15 protein-coding genes are annotated in these 16,844 nt (G+C 59.2%); 8 read left to right on the top strand and 7 right to left on the bottom strand.

Translation table 11 applies throughout. From position 1 onward, the window contains the following. The first annotated feature begins 210 nt into the window (after positions 1-210). The 3 genes from FBZ99_RS09030 (at position 211) to FBZ99_RS09020 (ending at position 3,396) form a co-directional block, all read left to right on the top strand. The gene (locus FBZ99_RS09030) at positions 211-1,002 is read left to right on the top strand and encodes a glycoside hydrolase family 25 protein (RefSeq protein ID WP_113230490.1); all 792 of its coding nucleotides are present in this window, start codon (positions 211-213) and stop codon (positions 1,000-1,002) included. A 79-nt stretch (positions 1,003-1,081) separates the two neighbouring features. Then, positions 1,082-2,326 carry a lytic murein transglycosylase gene (locus FBZ99_RS09025; protein WP_069612552.1) on the top strand — a complete coding sequence of 415 codons (1,245 nt, stop codon included), beginning with the start codon at positions 1,082-1,084 and terminating at the stop codon, positions 2,324-2,326. Between the two features lie 143 nt (positions 2,327-2,469). Continuing rightward, entirely contained in the window at positions 2,470-3,396 is a 927-nt protein-coding gene (locus FBZ99_RS09020) for a DMT family transporter (RefSeq protein ID WP_113351952.1), read from the top strand. A 413-nt stretch (positions 3,397-3,809) separates the two neighbouring features. On the opposite strand, the gene metF is transcribed toward FBZ99_RS09020, so the two are convergent. From metF to FBZ99_RS09000, 4 genes are all read right to left on the bottom strand, one after another. Next, positions 3,810-4,712, bottom strand: coding sequence for a methylenetetrahydrofolate reductase [NAD(P)H] (gene metF / locus FBZ99_RS09015; protein WP_113351951.1), 903 nt, complete (start codon positions 4,710-4,712; stop codon positions 3,810-3,812). A gap of 1 nt (position 4,713) precedes the next feature. Continuing rightward, positions 4,714-5,739, bottom strand: a complete 1,026-nt coding sequence (locus FBZ99_RS09010; RefSeq protein WP_113351950.1) for an ArsR/SmtB family transcription factor — start codon at positions 5,737-5,739, stop codon at positions 4,714-4,716. A gap of 193 nt (positions 5,740-5,932) precedes the next feature. Continuing rightward, on the bottom strand, positions 5,933-7,582 hold the full coding sequence (gene ettA / locus FBZ99_RS09005) for an energy-dependent translational throttle protein EttA (RefSeq protein ID WP_069612556.1): 1,650 nt from the start codon (positions 7,580-7,582) through the stop codon (positions 5,933-5,935). A gap of 125 nt (positions 7,583-7,707) precedes the next feature. Continuing rightward, on the bottom strand, positions 7,708-8,454 hold the full coding sequence (locus FBZ99_RS09000; RefSeq protein WP_113351949.1) for a ribonuclease T2 family protein: 747 nt from the start codon (positions 8,452-8,454) through the stop codon (positions 7,708-7,710). Positions 8,455-8,619: 165 nt separating this feature from the next. Between FBZ99_RS09000 and FBZ99_RS08995 the strand changes: the two genes are divergently transcribed. From FBZ99_RS08995 to FBZ99_RS08980, 4 genes are read left to right on the top strand one after another with little or no spacing between them, the layout of a single operon-like run. Further along, positions 8,620-9,552, top strand: a complete 933-nt coding sequence (locus tag FBZ99_RS08995) for an alpha/beta hydrolase (RefSeq protein ID WP_113351948.1) — start codon at positions 8,620-8,622, stop codon at positions 9,550-9,552. Positions 9,553-9,571: 19 nt separating this feature from the next. Continuing rightward, positions 9,572-10,531: a DMT family transporter gene (locus FBZ99_RS08990; RefSeq protein WP_113351947.1), complete on the top strand. Its 960-nt coding sequence runs from the start codon at positions 9,572-9,574 to the stop codon at positions 10,529-10,531. 18 nt (positions 10,532-10,549) lie between these two features. Further along, positions 10,550-11,752, top strand: coding sequence for a CaiB/BaiF CoA transferase family protein (locus FBZ99_RS08985; protein WP_113351946.1), 1,203 nt, complete (start codon positions 10,550-10,552; stop codon positions 11,750-11,752). Beyond that, complete coding sequence (locus tag FBZ99_RS08980; RefSeq protein WP_113351945.1) at positions 11,749-13,407, top strand: thiamine pyrophosphate-binding protein; 1,659 nt, start codon at positions 11,749-11,751, stop codon at positions 13,405-13,407. Before FBZ99_RS08985 ends, FBZ99_RS08980 begins: the two co-directional genes overlap by 4 nt. A gap of 40 nt (positions 13,408-13,447) precedes the next feature. On the opposite strand, the gene FBZ99_RS08975 is transcribed toward FBZ99_RS08980, so the two are convergent. The 3 genes from FBZ99_RS08975 to FBZ99_RS08965 form a co-directional block, all read right to left on the bottom strand. Further along, the gene (locus tag FBZ99_RS08975) at positions 13,448-13,792 is read right to left on the bottom strand and encodes a RidA family protein (RefSeq protein ID WP_113332882.1); all 345 of its coding nucleotides are present in this window, start codon (positions 13,790-13,792) and stop codon (positions 13,448-13,450) included. 84 nt (positions 13,793-13,876) lie between these two features. Further along, a complete protein-coding gene (locus FBZ99_RS08970) occupies positions 13,877-14,215 on the bottom strand; it encodes a TIGR01244 family sulfur transferase (RefSeq protein WP_113351944.1) in 339 nt (112 codons plus the stop codon). A gap of 72 nt (positions 14,216-14,287) precedes the next feature. Next, a complete protein-coding gene (locus FBZ99_RS08965) occupies positions 14,288-15,127 on the bottom strand; it encodes a DUF4432 family protein (RefSeq protein ID WP_113351943.1) in 840 nt (279 codons plus the stop codon). Between the two features lie 216 nt (positions 15,128-15,343). Between FBZ99_RS08965 and FBZ99_RS08960 the strand changes: the two genes are divergently transcribed. Next, complete coding sequence (locus FBZ99_RS08960) at positions 15,344-16,804, top strand: L,D-transpeptidase (RefSeq protein ID WP_113351942.1); 1,461 nt, start codon at positions 15,344-15,346, stop codon at positions 16,802-16,804. Positions 16,805-16,844: the final 40 nt, after the last annotated feature.

Here is a 16,844-nt window from a genome sequence, read left to right as displayed (position 1 = left end):
CGATGGATTCCAGCGCAAAATCCGGCCTCGTAAGACACCAAGCATAAGAATTTGCTTGAAGATAACGCATTTTTTACGTTGATATGGTGAATAAAGTGGCAAGACCAGCTGGCAACGGTATGGTCTGCCGCTCTTTCGGATTCTCGGGGACCATATTACGGAAGCCAAGTCTTGGGGCAGCAAGATCACTCGCGCCATAACAGGATATCTATGCGCCGGCTTCTGGCATGCCTACTGCCGCTCGCTCTTGCCTTGACCGGCTGCACGACGGGCTACGACGCCCTGTCGACGGCGGCTCTCCCCAAGACCAGGTTCGCCGATACGAAGCCACAGGATTTCGGCCGCGATCACCCGCAGCGCCATCCCATCCATGGCATCGATATTTCCAAGTGGCAGGGCGATATCGATTGGAAAGCGGTTAAGGGCTCCGGTGTCGCCTTCGTCTTCATCAAGGCGACGGAGGGCAAGGACCGGATCGACCCTCGCTTCACCGAATATTGGAATGAAGCGAGCGCCGCGGGACTTCTGCATGCACCCTATCATTTCTTCTATTTCTGCTCGACGGCCGATGAGCAGGCCGATTGGTTCATCCGCAACGTGCCGAAGGATGCCATGGCGCTTCCGCCCGTCGTCGACGTCGAATGGAATCCTGGCTCCCCCACCTGCAAGACCAGACCAGCTCCCGAGACGGTACGTAGCGAGATCAAGCGCTTTATGGATCGCCTGCAGGCCTATTACGGCAAGCGCCCGATCATCTATACTTCGGTCGACTTCCATCGTGAAAATCTAGTCGGCTATTTCCAGGACTATCATTTCTGGGTCCGATCCGTCGCCAAGCATCCGAAAGAGACTTACGCAGGTCGCAACTGGGCTTTCTGGCAATACACATCTACGGGGGTCATTCCGGGGATCAAAGGCCCGACAGACATCAATGTTTTCGGCGGTTCTGAGCAGAACTGGCAAAACTGGGTGGCCGCAGTAGAGAAGCAGGGAAATTCTTAATACTGAGCCCATTTCACTCTTGCTTATGTCACAATCTTCTGTGAAAGCGACCCTATTCTATCACTAGGAAGGATCGCTCATGGATCGTCACACCATTCGACGCGGCGCTCTCGCGTTGCTCTTCGCCTCAGCCATGACCGGTACGGCATTGGCTCAAAGCGCGGCTCCTGCAACAGTGCCGCCCGCGAGTAGCGATGCCACTCCAAAAGTAGCCTGCGGCGGCGATCTCACGACATTTCTGGCCGGCGTAAAGGCCGAAGCGATTGCGGATGGCGCGGATGCTGCAGCCGCCGACAAGACGCTCGCCGGCGCCCAGATCGACCAGAAGGTTCTTGCAATGGACCGCAGCCAGGGCGTCTTCCGTCAAACCTTCCTCGAATTCTCCCAGCGCACCGTCAGCCAGGGTCGCCTCGACATCGGCCGCCAGAAGATGAAGCAATATGCCGACGTCTTCGCCAAGGCCGAACAGGACTATGGCGTGCCTCCCGGCGTCATCACCGCCTTCTGGGCGATGGAAACCGATTTCGGCGCCGTCCAGGGCAATTTCAACACCCGCAACGCGCTGGTCACTCTCTCGCATGATTGCCGCCGGCCGGACTTCTTCCGCCCGCGCCTGATCGCGCTGATCGAGCTCGTCCAGCGCGGCGATGTCGACCCGGCAACGACGACGGGTGCGTGGGCCGGCGAAATCGGCCAGACACAAATGCTGCCGCCCGATATCATCGCTTATGGCACGGATGGCGATGGCGACGGCCATGTCAACCTCAAGACCAGCGCACCTGACGTCATTCTGACGACAGCGCGATTCCTCCAGCATCTCGGCTTCCAGCGCGGTCAGCCCTGGCTGCAGGAGGTGACGGTTCCGGACAATCTTCCCTGGGAAAAATCCGGCATCGGCGGCCCGCTGACCGCGGGCGATTGGTTCAAGCTCGGCGTCACCCCCCGCGACGGCAATACGAGCTTCGGCTCCCTGCCGGCTGCTCTCATCCTGCCACAGGGTCGCAAGGGGCCTGCCTTCCTGACCTATCCGAACTACAATACCTATCTCGGCTGGAACCAGTCGTTTATCTACACGACCTCGGCCGCCTATTTCGCGACGCGCTTTGCCGGCGCCCCGCCCTATAACAAGGGCAATCCCGAGCCGGGCCTGAACGATGTAGACATGAAGGCGCTTCAGACTAAGCTCGTGGCCCGCGGCTACGACGTCGGCAAGATTGATGGCATCCTCGGCTCCGGCACGCGTGTCGCGATCCAGAAGGAACAGTTCCGCCTGGGTATGCCGGCCGATGGCTGGGCAACGACAGCACTGCTCAACGCACTCTGATTTCCTCCATATATCGATCGAAAAAGGCGGCTCCAGGCCGCCTTTTTTGTATCTGCTCCCCTCACGCCCATGAGCAAAATAGCAAGAAACGGGTGGAGAACCCGCACTCTTCCGGTTTAGATGCATCGAAAGAGGAGAATGCCATGAACGGCCAACATCGAATGAACGCCTCGACCTGGGGCCTGCTGCTATTGCTCGGATTGATCTGGGGTGGTTCGTTCTTCTTCGCCCGTATCGCCGTTCATCATGTGCCGCCCTTCACGCTCGTCTTTCTGCGCCTTTCGCTGGCAGCCGTGGCATTGCATCTCTATCTGGCTGGTCGCCTCAACATCTATCAGTCCCTGCGCCGCTATTGGCCGCAATTTTTGCTGCTGGGCTTAATCAACAATGCGATACCGCATACGCTGATCTTCTGCGGCCAGACGCAAATGGGTGCCGGGCTCGCATCCATCATGAACGCGACGACGCCGATGTGGACCGTGTTGATCGGCAATCAACTGACAACGGATGAGCGCCTGACATCGGCCAAGCTAGTCGGCTGCCTCACCGGCCTTCTCGGAACGATCGTGTTGCTCGGACCGAGCGTTACCAGCGGCGGCTCGGTACCCTTCTGGGCACTCATATTGCCGATCTTGGCAGCAATCTCCTACGGATTCGCAGCGATTTATGCCAAACGCTTCAAGGGCATCGCGCCGCCGGTTGTGGCAGCGGGCCAGTTGACAGGTTCCTCGCTCATCATGCTGCCGGTTGCGCTGATGATCGACCAGCCTTGGGCGCTCGCCACCCCGCCGATGACGGCAATTGCAGCCATTCTCGGCCTGGCGCTGCTGTCGACTGCTTTCGCCTACATCCTCTATTTTCGCATCATCGAACTTGCAGGCGCCACCAACACCTCCCTCGTCACTCTGCTCGTGCCGCCGAGCGCGTTATTGCTCGGCTTCCTCTTTCTCGGCGAGCGAATGGGGCCGACCGAAATCGCTGGCATGCTGCTCATCGCCGCAGGTCTGCTCGTCCTCGATGGGCGGCTTTTCATGTGGATGAAACGCGGCGTCAAAACGCGGGAAATATGATCTCCTGCTCCATTCAGATGGTCCGCAGTCACAACATATTAATATTTATTCACAGCCCGTCATCGAGCCAGCAATCGACATTTATGACGCAATATCAAAATGTTGCCGAAAGCTCGTGAATCACACCGCGAATTCGATACCGCGTCGCAGCATCGAATGTTCTTTCCAAGCAACACATTTTCGACATAAAATTTAACGGCTGACTGAGGAGGAAGACATGGGATTAACGCGATCCATCAACGTCCTAGTGGTCGGTGCGGCCTTCGCTTTCGTCGTGACGATGCTCTTCATCTGACGGCTTCGGCGAAATACGCAAACGACCAAACTCCGAAAAGCTAACAAAACCTCTGTTTCATTAGAAAAGCGCATGCCCCGCCGGACATGCGCTTTTTCATGAGTTCGCGCGACGTACTTTAGGCGGCCGCCCCGGCCCGCGCATCCACCTTGCGCTCAAGGCCCAGCCGTTCAAGCACGGCGGAAACCAGTGCCGAACGGTTCATTGTATAAAGATGAAACTCGTGAATACCACGGCGCACCAGATCCTGGATCTGCTCGGCGGCGACATCAGCTGCGACCTTGGCGCGCTCCTCGACATCCTCGTCCAAACCATCAAAACGCTCGTCCAGCCAGGTCGGAATATTCGTGCCGCAGGCGCCGGCGAAGCGCTTGAGTTGCGTCAGGTTCTGGATCGGCATGATGCCCGGCACAACGGGAATCTTGATGCCGGCGGCGCGAACGCGATCGTGATAACGCTCGAAGGCATCATTATCGAAGAAGAACTGCGTCAGGGCCCGGTCGGCACCATTGTCCGCCTTGCGCTTCAGCATATCGATATCGGCTGCCGTATCGCGGCTTTCCGGATGCTTTTCAGGATAGGCAGAGACGGAAATATCAAAATCGCCGCGCTCGCGCAAAGCCTGCACCAGTTCCGCAGCATTGGCATAGCCGCCCGGATGAGGCTGATAGGCCGCGCCGACACCACCCGGCGGATCGCCGCGCAGCGCGACGAAACGGCGAACGCCGGTAGCCAGAAACTCGTCGATCACCCGATGCGTGTCCTCACGCGTGGCACCGACGCAGGTCAGATGCGATGCGGTCGTGAACGGCGTCTCATGGATCATCTTACGCACGGCAGAAAGCGTCGGCGCTTTGGTCGAACCGCCTGCCCCATACGTAACCGAAACAAACTCAACGTCCCAATCGCTGAGCTCCTCGACGGTGTTCCACAGCTGCTGCTCGGCCTCCTCCGACTTCGGAGGAAAGAACTCAAAGGAGATGCGGATACCCGCGTTATGGCTTTCTGAGCTCGAAGACATATCATACTCTCCCGGCAAAGATGGGGGATGACTGGTGGCCCTGGTCGGACGCAATCAGCAACCGCGGGTCGCGCGCCAGCCAGATGGTCACGGTCAGCGCTTGACCGCCTTCCCTCCCCGAATGAAGATCCTGCACGCGCTCCACATCCAGCCCCGCCAGTTTCAGCCAATCCGACATGGTCTGATGCGAGAAGCCGAGACGCAGATGCGCATGCTCGTCACGCAGATATTCAAGCCCGTGCGGCGCGAGGTCGATGATGACAAGCCGGCCGCCGGGCCGCAGCATTCGCGCCGCCTCATTAATGGCAACCTCCGGCTGATCAAGGAAGTGCAGCACCTGATGGATGGTAATGAGATCGAAATCCTGCTGCTCGAGCGGCAGGTTGAAAATATCGCCATGCCGCACCGAGGCGGCGGTGATATTGGCCCGGTCGAGATTGGCGCGGGCAACGGCCAGCATGTCCCGGCTGGCATCGATGCCGACGGCGCGGCGATAGTGGCCGGCCAGGAGCTGCAGCATCCGGCCCGTACCCGTGCCGAGATCGAGGAAGGAGTCGATCGGCTGCGGACCGATGAGATCGATCAGCGCCTTGTCGACATCCTCGTCGGCGACATGGAGGCGACGCAACTCATCCCACTCGGCGGCATTCCGGCTGAAATAGGCCTGGGCGCGCTCGGCGCGAACACGCTTTACGGAGGCGAGACGTTCCCCGTCACGCAGCAGCACCGTATCCTTTTCGGCGGTATGGCGCAGCAGGCTGCGGGCCAGCGTCACGGCCTTGCCCTCCTGCTTCAGCCGGAAGTAAGCCCAGGCGCCTTCCTGATAACGATCAATCAGACCGGCTTCACCGAGCAGCTTCAAATGCCGGGAAATGCGCGGCTGCGACTGGCCAAGTATTTCGGTAAGATCAGTCACCGTGAGATCGCCGGCAGCGAGAAGCGCCAGAAGACGCAGCCTAGTCGGCTCGCCGACCGCCTTCAGCACGTCTACTACGTCATCCAAGCCGAGTTTAACCAGATCCGTCATTTCGCACCCAATCAAGATATAAAGATATCTTTATGTGATTTGAATGAACTCTGCAAGGGCTAATCACCGAAGACGCCGGCCGGGCGTCGGAAATCTGTTAGTTTTTGTCGGCTGGGGAATATCTGCGCCCTATCCCAAGGCAAAGAAAAACCCCGGACGTGCCGGGGTTCCCCATGACGGAAAGACAGCAAACTTATCGTGTCAGGCGCTTGTGTGCTTGGCTGCCCGGATTGAGAGCATCGGGACCGAGGCGGCGGACCTTGTCCTGTTCGTAATCTTCGAAATTGCCTTCGAACCATTCGACATGGCCGTCACCTTCAAAGGCTAGGATATGCGTGGCCAGGCGGTCGAGGAACATGCGATCGTGGCTGATGATGATCGCGCAGCCGGCGAAGTTTTCGAGCGCGCTTTCCAGCGCCCCCAGCGTTTCCGTATCGAGGTCGTTGGTCGGTTCGTCGAGCAGAAGCACGTTGCCGCCGGACTTCAGCATCTTGGCCAGGTGCACGCGGTTGCGCTGGCCGCCAGAGAGACTGCCGACCTTCTGCTGCTGGTCGCCGCCCTTGAAGTTAAAGGCGCCGCAATAGGCGCGCGAGTTCATGTCGAACTTGCCGAGCTTGATGATTTCGGCGCCGCCGGAGATTTCCTCCCATACCGTCTTATTGCCATCAAGCGCGTCGCGGCTCTGGTCGACATAGCTGAGATGCACCGTCTCGCCGATGCGGATCGAGCCGGAATCCGGCTTTTCCTGGCCGGTGATCATCTTGAACAGGGTCGTCTTGCCGGCGCCGTTCGGGCCGATGATGCCGACGATGCCGCCGGGCGGCAGCTTGATCGACAGATCGTTGATCAGCGTACGGCCTTCGAAGCCCTTGGTGATGCCCTCCATCTCGATCACCACCTGGCCGAGACGCTCGCTGACCGGAATGATGATCTGCGCATCACCGGGACGCTGATTTTCAGCAGCATCGACCAGCTGTTCGTAAGCGTTGATACGCGCCTTGGACTTGGCCTGACGGGCCTTGGGGCTGGAGGCGATCCATTCCTGTTCGCGGCTGATCGCCTTCTGGCGGCCAGCTTCTTCGCGGGCTTCCTGCAGCATGCGCTTGGCCTTGGCCTGCAGATAGGCGGAGTAGTTGCCTTCGTATGGAATGCCGCGGCCGCGGTCGAGTTCGAGAATCCAGCCGGTAACATTGTCGAGGAAGTAGCGGTCGTGGGTGATCATCATCACTGCACCCGGATAGTCGCGCAGGTGCTTTTCCAGCCAGGCAATGGTCTCAGCGTCGAGATGGTTGGTCGGTTCGTCGAGCAGCAGCAGGTCCGGCTGCGAGAGAAGCAGGCGGCAAAGTGCGATACGGCGGCGCTCACCGCCGGAAAGGCTGGTGACTTCGGCATCGCGCGGCGGGCAGCGCAATGCGTCCATCGCCATTTCCACCTGGCTTTCCAGATCCCAGAGGTTCTGGCTGTCGATGATGTCCTGGAGCTTAGCGCCCTCTTCCGCCGTCTCGTCGGAATAGTTCATCATCAATTCGTTGTAGCGATTGAGGATTTCGGTTTTCTTGGCAACGCCTTCCATGACGTTTTCGAAAACCGTCTTGTTGGGATCGAGCTGCGGCTCCTGCGGCAGATAGCCGATGGTGGCGCCTTCCGCGAGCCAGGCTTCGCCGGTATATTCCTTGTCGAGGCCGGCCATGATGCGTAGCACGGTCGACTTACCTGCACCGTTCGGACCGAGAATACCGATCTTGGCATCGGGGTAGAAGGAGAGATGGATATTCTCGAGAATTTTCTTGGCGCCATAGGACTTATTCAGACCGGCCATATGATAAATGAACTGACGTGCCATAGCTTGGGTTGCTCCACGGACGAATAGCGTTGCGAGTTGTGCCGCTATGTAGGGGAAACCCTGCCCTCGGGCAACGGCGAAACCTCGTCCGAGGGCATTATCCGCGTCAGAAAAGCCGTATTTTCTCAGAAGCCGGCCGCGTCCACCACGCCCCGGTCGCAGCCGAAGGAGGTGCTGCCGGCACCTTGGATCAGTTTGGCGAGCCGCAGCTCACTGCCTTGTTGCGGATCGATCGCATCCTCCGAGAGGCCGATGGTCAGCTCTGAAATCATCCTGACATCGCCAACACGGCGGCAGCTCATCTTGATGCGGGCATTGGCGCCCTCGCCGAAACTCTGGTCAAAAGCAGCCTTGATGCTCTCGGCATCCAGCTCCTTGCCGATATTTTGCGCGAAGAGATCGCGCACAGCAGATGTATTGAGCTCGGCGATCAGGCCAGCGGCGATGGAGAAATATTGATCCGCACTCAGCTTCGTGCAGGTGCCGTGCTTGATCCATTCATGCCTTTCCAGGCCCGACTGTGTGCCCGGCATTACCTTGTCAAGCTTTACCTTCACGTCTTGGGAAAGCTGTACCGCCGGCAGGTCCTTCCAGTCACGGCCACGATCCGCCTGTTTCAGATCCTCGGAAACATCGCAATATTCCTGCCGCATCGGCCAGAGACCATGCAGGGAGAAATTCGTCGCGTCATGATTGTTCGACGACTGGTTTCGGCATTCCGCCTTCTTCTGGTTCGTCTGACAAAATGCCGGCTCCCAGCTTGCCGCCAGGATAAAGCGCGTCCGTCCACGGCTATGCTCCTGCGCCATAGCGCTTGCCGCCGCCCCGACCGAAACGAGCACAACCGTAAATACCCGAAGCCACTGCTTCATGCGTACCTCCAACTAGAACATTATAGGAACAAATAAGCAGTTTGAGCGAGCGGGCGCAATCCTGAATCGCAGCGCTCGGAAAGATTTATTTCTGTGAGCTTTACTACCTATCCATTGCAATCGGGCGGATGATAACCTTTCGTCCAACTGGGGAGGAACGAATATATGTTCGCCGAGACGAAGCGCCTGAAAAGTCCGACGGGCGCTACCCTTGCCTACCATCATTTGCCGGCGGCAACCGATGCTCGCGGCGTCCTGCTGATATCGCACGGTCTTGCCGAGCATTCCCGCCGATACGGGGCCTTTGCCGATGCGATGGCGGGCCAAGGCTTCCATGTCTATGCCCACGATCATCGCGGCCATGGCGAGACCACCGCCCCTGACGCGCCGATCGGCCGCTTTGCCCGGAGAAATGGTGTCGAACAGGTGATCACCGATGTGCTCGCCATGCGCGAGCTTGCCGCAAGTACCCATCCCGGCCTGCCGATCATCCTTTTCGGGCATTCCATGGGTGGATTGATCAGCCTGAACACCGTCGTCACGCATTCGGACAAGTTCGATGCGGTCACCGTCTGGAATTCCAATTTTAATCCGGGACTCGCCGGCCGCGCCGCCCAGCTCATCTTGAAAACGGAGCGCATGTTCAAGGGATCGGACGTCCCGAGCGGGCCGCTGCCGAAACTGACCTTCGGCACCTGGGGTAAATCGATCAGCAACCGTCGCACGGATTTCGACTGGCTCTCGCGTATTCCTGGGCAGGTGGACAAATATATCGCTGATCCGCTTTGCGGCTTCGATGCCTCGGTCTCGCTCTGGCTCGACCTGTTCGAACTTACCTTCCGCGCACCACAGAAGGCGCATCTCGATCGTCTCCGCCGCGATATGCCGATTCATCTCGTCGGCGGCGGCAAGGATCCGGCAACCGACAATGCGAAAGCGATTTCCTGGCTGGCAAAGCATTTGAAAAAAGCCGGCTTCTCTCGTATCACCACCGAGATCTATCCCGACATGCGGCACGAGACGCTTAACGAAATCGGTGCCGAGGAAGCTATCTCCCGCTTTGCCGACTGGTGCAGAACGGCGGTAGCAAAGACCTGATTCTCAAGGAAATTCTGCAATGAACACCCCCAGCGGCTCCTCGGTCCGATTGCAGCAATCTGAGCTGACCTTCGGCCTGTCGATGATGTTTTTATCCGTCGTCCTCTCGCCGGTCATGGATATCTTCTCCAAACTCGCGGCAACCACCATTCCGCCGGCGGAAGTCACCGCTGCACGCTTCATCTTTCAGTCGCTCTTTGCCCTGCCCATGATGGCCTTGCGCGGACAGTGGGGCGTATGGTCGTGGCGCCATAGCGGCGTGCACGCGATCCGCGCCGCCCTTTTAACGCTGTCCATGGTCTCGTTCGTGACCGCGCTGCAAGTCATGGAAGTGGCCGATGCCATTGCCATCTTTTTCGTCGAGCCGATGATGCTCACCATCCTCAGCAGTATATTCCTCAAGGAAACCATTGGCTGGCGTCGTTACACGGCCTGCGCAGTCGGCTTTCTTGGTGCCATGCTGATCATCCAGCCGAGCTTTCAGGAAGTCGGTTTCGTTGCCCTGCTGCCCGTCGTCACGGCACTCTGCGTTGCGGTTTATGTGATGATCACGCGCGTCGTCTCCCACACCGAAGATGCGTGGCCGCTGCAGTTCCAAACGGGACTATGGGGTATAGGCTTCAGTCTGATCTTGCTTGGCATCGGCAAGGCGACGGGATCTGTAATCCTTTATCCGGTTATTCCAGATCTGACAGCAATGCTCTATTTGCTCGGCGTCGGCGCGACTGCGGCCGCCTCCGGCATCCTAACAGTCTATGCCTATCGCGCAGTACAAGCTTCGACGCTCGCGCCGCTGCAGTATTTCGAGATCGTTTCGGCAACGATCTTCGGCTGGCTCGTCTTCGACAATTTCCCGGATGCGATCAAATGGCTCGGCATCCTCATCATCATCGGCTCGGGGCTTTATATTCTCTGGCGCGAGCGGCGCTTTGCTTCCAAACCCGTATCCGATACATCTGAAACAGCATTCACGCCCTAAGCGGGAGAGCGGACAGACATGACAGACCAGAAAACCAAGAAACCTCCCCTTTCCGGTATTCGTGTCATTGAGCTTGCCCGCGTGCTTGCCGGTCCCTGGGCGGGGCAGATGCTGGCCGATCTCGGCGCCGATGTCATCAAGGTGGAAAATCCCGACGGCGGCGACGACACCCGCCAATGGGGGCCGCCCTTCGTCGAGGGCAAGGATGGCGAAAATCTCTCCGCTGCCTATTATCACTCCGCCAATCGCGGCAAGCGCTCGGTAATCGCCGATCTCAAGACCCAGGAAGGCCAAGAGCTGGTACGCCGGCTGGTGAAGACGGCGGATGTGGTGATCGAGAATTTCAAGCTCGGCGGCTTGGTAAAGTACGGGCTGGATTATGAAAGCCTGAAGAAGATCAATCCCCGGATCGTCTATTGTTCGATTACCGGCTTCGGCCAGACCGGACCCTATGCCAGTCTCGCCGGCTATGACTATATCGTCCAGGGCATGTCCGGCTTCATGTCGATCACAGGCGAACCGGACGGACAGCCGATGAAAGCCGGTGTTGCGATCGCGGATATCTTTACCGGCATCTATGCCGTCTCGGCAATCGAAGCCGCCCTGATCCACGCTCTGAAGACAGGGGAAGGACAACTCATCGACATGGCGCTGCTCGATGTGCAATCGGCCGTGCTCGCCAACCAGAACATGAACTATCTGATCTCCGGCAAGCCGCCCGTACGGCTCGGCAACGCTCATCCGAATATCTCACCCTATGAAGTCGTGCCCACCGCCGATGGCTATCTCATCCTTGCTGTCGGCAATGATGGACAGTTCCGGCGCCTGTGCGCCATTCTCGGAGTGGAAACCCATGCCAACGACGAGCGCTATGCGACGAACAAGGCCCGCGTTGCCAACCGCAACGAGGTTCGGGTTTTCATCTCGGCGGAGACGCTGAAGTGGAACAAGGCGGAGCTGCTGAAAGCCTGCGCGGCCAACGCCGTTCCGGCCGGTGCCATCAATACGATCGAGGACATGTTCGCCGATCCGCAGATTGTGGCACGCGGCCTGAGGATCGATCTGGAGGATAGCGCCGGCACCGTCATTCCGAGCGTGCGCACGCCGATCGTGCTGTCGGAAACGCCGTTGGTCTATACGCGGCCAAGCCCGCGCCTCGGCGAACATCAGGAGGAAGTTCTGGCTGAATTGGCCGAACTGGAGGGAAAGGCGGGGACATGAAGCGAACGGGCGGGCAACTCATCGTCGAGGCTTTGAAGGCCAATGGCGTGCAGCGCATTTCCTGCGTACCGGGCGAGAGCTTTCTCGCCGTGCTCGATGCCCTGCATGACAGCGATATCAAGGTGCTCGTTTGCCGCCAGGAGGGCGGCGCGGCAATGATGGCGGATACTTGGGGCCAATTGACCGGCGAACCCGGCATCTGCATGGTCACCCGCGGCCCAGGTGCCACAAACGCCTCCGCCGGCCTTCATATTGCACGGCAGGATTCGATCCCGATGATCCTGTTCATCGGTCAGGTCCAGCGTGATGCCCGCGAACGCGAAGCCTTTCAGGAGGTGGAGTTTCGCAGGGCCTTTACCGAATTCGCCAAATGGGTCGGAGAGATCGACGATGCCGCCCGCATCCCGGAATTCGTCACCCGCGCCTTCGCTGTAGCAACATCGGGTCGCCCCGGTCCCGTGGTGCTGACCCTGCCCGAGGACATGCTGCGCGATGAGGTCGACGCGCCGCAAGCGCTGCCCTATGCCCCTGTTGCCGCTCATCCGGGCCGCCACCAGCTTGCCGATCTCCGCCAGCGCCTTGCGACTGCGCAGCGACCGATGGTCATTCTCGGCGGCACGCGCTGGAACGAGGAAGCGGTTGCCGGCATCAAGCAATTCGCGGAGCGTTTCAAACTGCCGGTCGGTTGCTCCTTCCGGCGGCAGATGCTGTTCGATCATCTGCATCCCAATTATGCCGGGGATGTCGGCATCGGCATCAATCCAGCGCTGGCAAGGGAAATCAAGGAAGCGGACCTACTGATTCTTCTCGGCGGCCGCCTCTCCGAAATGCCGTCCTCCGGCTACACACTGGTCGATATCCCCTACCCGCGCCAGCAGCTTGTCCACGTCCATGCCGATCCCTCGGAACTTGGCCGCGTCTATCGTCCGGACCTGGCGATCTGTGCCAGCCCGGCGGATTTCGTTGAGGCTCTCGCGGAGCTCGATGCGCCAACCGCGACACCATGGGCCGAGCGTACGGAACACATGCACGCGGCCTATCTTGCCTGGTCAAAGACACCGCAACAGTGCCCCGGCGCCGTCCATATGGGCCGCATCATGGACTGGATCGAAGCAAATACGGCCGATGATGCGATCTTCACCAACGGTGCCGGCAACTACGCGACCTGGCTGCACCGCTTCCATCGCTTCCGCCGTTTCAACACGCAGGCAGCGCCTACCTCCGGCTCGATGGGCTATGGCCTGCCGGCTGCGGTTGCCGCGAAACAGCTCTTTCCCGAGCGCGAAGTGATCTGCTTTGCCGGCGACGGCTGTTTCATGATGCATGGCCAGGAATTTGCGACCGCCGTTCAATACGGCCTCCCACTGATCGCCCTGGTCATCAATAATGGCATGTACGGCACCATCCGCATGCATCAAGAGCGGGAATATCCCGGCCGTGTCAGCGCCACGACACTCGACAATCCTGATTTCGCGGCCCTTGCCCGCGCCTATGGCGGCCACGGCGAGACGGTGAAAGCGACGGAAGAGTTTGGCCCGGCCTTCGAGCGGGCGCGCGCCAGCGGCAAACCGGCCATCATCGAGATCGCGCTCGACCCGGAAGCGATCACGCCCTCCCGCACCCTGACGGAAATTGCGCAAACAAAAGGCCGATGAGCGCGAGCCCACCGGCCTTTCAAAAATACGCCGGCCCGACTTAGTCGAGTGCTGCCGTTACGATGAATTCGACCTTGTACTTCGGCGCTGCGAGCTTAGCTTCGCTGGTCGCACGGGCCGGCGTGTTGGCCGGATCGACCCATGCTTCCCAGGCGGCGTTCATTTCGGCGAAGTAGGAAATGTCGGAGAGGTAGATGAGCGTCTGCAGGATCTTCGACTTGTTGGTGCCGGCAGCACCCAGCAGGCGGTCGACTTCGGCGAGTGCCGACTTGCACTGATCGGTGACGCTTTCGCCTTCACCAACCTGACCGGCGAGATAGACGGTGTTGCCATGGATGACAGCGCCGCTCATGCGGGCGCCAACGTCGATGCGCTTGATGCTCATGGTTTTCTCCTGGTGTTGTTCTTCGATAGGTAAAAGGCATGACCCAGGGTCTGCCCTCAATCAAAAGGCCGGGGAAGGACCCGTTCAGCCGCGAATGTGATGCGTCTTCTGATAGATCGCCGTCGAGCGTGCGCCCGAGCGGCAGTAGCCAAGCATCGGGCGCGGAAACTCGTCCAGCGCATCGACCATGCCCTGCACGGCCTCTTCGGTCACGCCCATCGGGCCGACGGGTACATGGGTAATCTCCAGGCCGAGTTCCTTGGCACGGGCCTCGATGACGCCGAACGACGTCTGATCCGGGCTTTCGCCATCGGGGCGATGGCAAACGATGGACTTGAACCCCAGAGCCTTGATCTGGTCGAGATCCTCAACGGTAATCTGGCCGGATACCGAGTATTCATCGTCGATCGGGCGGATATCCATGGTTCATGTCCTCTCTAAAACTGTGGCCTTGATCTACGCCGCCACAGGCCAAGCGTCAACCGCGGGGCGCTCTCAAACGAAGGCAAAATTGAGCATGAAATTGCGGGCTTCGCCGGGCTGGAGAATATTGAATTCGCCTGCTTCCTCGAGCTCCTCGCGAGAGACCCACCGATGCGAAACCGGCTCGATGCCAAGCACATGGGCAGGCGCGCGCTGATTGCGCCAGACCTGCAGAAACGGCAGCGTGTCCGTTCCGAACCGCACCCTCAGAGTCTTCCCACCAATGGCCGCGATGGGTCCGAGGCTGATCTCTGCCCAATCCTCGCCCTTTTCCTGCGCCGGCACGCAGAAGATATCACCGCCCTCTTCGCCGAAGGTCCAGGGAAAGCCGCCATTCTCCAGCATCTGTCCGGCAAGGCGCGTGCCGCTATCGAACCATTTGCCGCCGATATTCATATGGTACATCAAAAAGACCGGCATCGCCTCGGTACTCGTATTGACGATGCGGTCGGCAAGCGAGACTTCGCCGGTTGCGCCATCGATCCGCCAAAGACGTTCCAGCCTTGCGGTGCGGCGTTCGGCTGTGATGACATCGATATCGGCGCGGCATTCCGCGTTACCATTCTCGAATTTGGTCCAGAGAATTTTGGCTGGATGAGACGAGAAGGAACCATGCAGCGGATAGCGCTTGCCTTCATAGGCGCCGGACATCGGCTCTGGATGGCGGATATGATCCGGCCCGCAGGTGAAGAGGAAGCCTTCCACGGAATGACTGATACGCGGATCGCCATCGTCGGGAACGGCACTTCCGGGCGCGAGATTGTTGCCCTCGACGATGCAGGCGCCGATATCCAGCACAGAACCCTCGTCCAGCGTCAATTTCGGCCCCTTGGCCGCAGAAAAATCCATCATCCCTAAAATCCTCCCTGATCGGCGCCGAGCGCAGGTGCTGTCCCAAGGTGGCGCGCGACTGAAATAAACGGTTATTTGGCTTACCAAATCTTAACTTGAAGCCTTGATCACATAAATTTTTATATTTTATTCAGCATGATAATCTAAATCTCCATACTGGCGTCAAAATTGCCATGTGTGTGTCAGCCGAACGACTATCCCGAGGATTCGACAGACGTGAACCGGTTCGTAAAATTGAGTTTTGCCCTGGCAACGACTGCCGCTGTATCTGCGCTCGCCCTCACCGATGCGCAGGCGCAATATTATCGCAGCAGCAACGGCAACACGGTTCTCGTCACTCCCGACGGTCGGATTCTTGATCAGTATCCTTATGGTGGTGGATATTCCATGGCGCGCGACGGACGCGGCCGCCGGGTTCTGATCGATGCCTATGGCAATATCGTCGCCACGGAGATGAAGGCCAGCACCTATTATCCCCGCGCGCCCGCTCGCGACAGCTACGCTGATAACGGCAGCCGCTATGGCGATACGCAGCTTTCCAACAACGGCAACTACCAGGACTATCGTCAGTATCGTACCGACAGCTACGGAAATTACGACGGCGCTCCCGATAATGGTTACGGTCAGCAGGATCGTAGCGTGATCACCGGCGGCATTCCGCGTGACAGCGATATCCAGCGCCAGCCGCTCGACAATCAGCCCTTACCAGGCCAGAACCGGGGCCAGGCGAACCAGAACGGCAGTGATTACGCGTCAATCGATCCGCAACAGGGCGCACCTGATATCGTCAACAAGCCACCACCGGCCGAACCCGTCATCACGCTCAAGGGCAAGTCGAAGATGGAGATTACCGCGCTGGAGGTCTTCCTCGCGCGGCAGGGTATTTCGCCTGGTGCGATCGACGGCCGCATGGGCGCAAACGTCACCAAGGCGATCTATGCCTATCAGCAGATGACCGGGCAAACGCTCGACCCCAACAATACCGACGCGATCCTCGAACAGCTGCGCATGTCCGGCGGCATGCCGATCGTCAACTATACGATCACCGCTGCCGACGCCGCAGGCCCCTACGTCGCTTCGATCCCTGAGGACTATGCCGCGAAGTCCCAGATGCCTTCCCTCGGCTACACGTCGACGACCGAAATGCTGGCGGAGCGCTTTCATATGGATGAAGGCTACCTGAAGGCGCTCAACCCCGGCGTCGATTTCACCGTGCCCGGCAGCATCATCAAGGTCGTCAATACAGGCCCCGGCAAGACCGGCACAGTTGCCAAGATCCTGGCTGATAAGGGCCGCAAGCAGGTTTTCGCCTATGATGCCAACGGCACGCTGATCGCAGCCTACCCGGCCAGCATTGGTTCCGCAGACACGCCCTCGCCGTCAGGCACTGTCACAGTCGAGCGCGTCGCCTTCAATCCTGGCTATACCTACAATCCAAAGATCAACTTCCAGCAGGGCGCCAACGACAAGGTTCTGAACATTCCGCCTGGCCCGAACGGCCCGGTCGGTACGGTCTGGATGGCCCTGTCGAAACCGACCTATGGCATCCACGGCACGCCGGATCCCTCGCGGATCGGCAAGTCGCAGAGCCACGGCTGTGTCCGTCTCACCAATTGGGATGCGACTGAGCTCGCGAAAATGGTCAAGCCCGGCGTCGTCGTCGAATTCGTAGACTGATTGCCAGACATGCTTACACAAAAAAGCCGCCGGGAAAACT

This window comes from Rhizobium sp. ERR 1071 (assembly GCF_007828675.1).
Classification (GTDB): Bacteria; Pseudomonadota; Alphaproteobacteria; order Rhizobiales; family Rhizobiaceae; genus Rhizobium; species Rhizobium dioscoreae.
Note: the sequence above shows the minus strand (reverse complement) of the source record. Positions and strands in the feature narration are given on the sequence as shown.